This is a genomic window from Anaerococcus sp., assembly GCF_022770135.1.
GTDB lineage: Bacteria > Bacillota > Clostridia > Tissierellales > Peptoniphilaceae > Anaerococcus.
This window is the reverse complement of the sequence record NZ_JALEIL010000162.1, coordinates 1-1,328: the sequence shown is the minus strand read 5'-3', so window position 1 is coordinate 1,328 and position 1,328 is coordinate 1. Positions and strand designations below refer to the sequence as shown.

Annotated in this window: 2 protein-coding genes; both read left to right on the top strand. The window is 30.6% G+C overall.

What is annotated here, in order from left to right; translation table 11 throughout:
* Positions 1-614 (top strand): helix-turn-helix domain-containing protein (locus tag MRZ08_RS08065; protein WP_366111274.1); only part of this gene is annotated, 614 nt, incomplete at its 5' end.
* The coding region (locus tag MRZ08_RS08060) for an IS3 family transposase (RefSeq protein ID WP_297381526.1) at positions 578-1,328 on the top strand (751 nt) is incomplete at its 3' end. The genes MRZ08_RS08065 and MRZ08_RS08060, both read left to right, overlap by 37 nt.

Genomic DNA, 1,328 nt, shown 5'->3' with positions numbered 1-1,328 from the left:
TGATATGTACCCTCTTTACTGGACAAACCAGTAAGGAGGGTATTTTTATGAAATATAGCTATGAATACAAAAAAGAATGTGTTCAGTTGTACAGAGAGGGAATATGGCCGAAAACACCAGCAGGGACAAATGAAAAAACTTTTCGTAAGTCTATTAGACTATGGGTAAGATTAGAAGAACTTCACGGTCCTGAAATTTTAAAACACGGTAATAATATTAATTGGAATCCTGAACAAAAGTTAGAAATAGTATCAAAAGTACTTACCGGAAACTCCATTAAGTCTGTAGCAATTGAAGCGGGAATTAATCCAGGTCAGCTTCACTCATGGCTTAGCAAATATAAAATTTATGGATATAATGGTCTTGTAAACAAAAAGAAAGGCCGTAAATCTGATAAAGAAACCATGAATCAAAGGAATAAATCAAAACCAAAAGAATTAAACGAATCTGAAAGAGAAGAGTTAATAAGACTTAGGGCAGAAAATGAATATATAAAGGCTGAAAATGAAGTAATAAAAAAAGAAATCGCCTTGAGAGAAAACAATTACGCTGCGCAACTCAAGGCGAAAAAGCAGCAATCGTCAAAGAACTCAAAGAAAAAGGATACAAACTAAAATATCTATTAAAAGCTATGGATATTCCAAGATCCACATACTACTTTGAAATTAATAAGGTTGATAAAGTAAGCACTAGAAATAATAATATTACTGATAAGATAATTGAAATATTTGATTACCATAAGGGTAGGTACGGAGTAAGAAGAGTATACAGAGAATTAAAAAATCAAGGACACACAATAAACCATAAACGAGTACAAAGAATAATGCACGAACTAAAACTATTTGGTAAAAGACCTAAAGAAAAGTACCACTCATACAAAGGTAAAGTAGGAAAAATAGCTAATAATCTAATAGATAGAAACTTTAAAGCAGATAAACCATTACAAAAATGGACTACAGATGTATCAGAATTTAAATTTTCATGGGGTAAGTGCTATCTTTCACCTATTCTAGATATGTGTACAAACGAGATAATATCCTACGATTTGTCATTAAGTCCTAATTTAATACAAATAACTAATATGTTAGATAGGGCATTTGAAAAGTTTCCTAAATTAAACAACTTGATACTACATTCAGATCAAGGATGGCAATACCAACACAAACTTTATGTAAGTAAATTAAAAGAGCATAAGATAAATCAGTCTATGTCTAGAAAAGGTAACTGTTATGATAACTCTATTATGGAATCATTTTTCGCTAGATTAAAAAATGAATTGTATTATGGATATGAAAAGAGCTATAGCTCTTTTGATGAGTTCTCAAAAG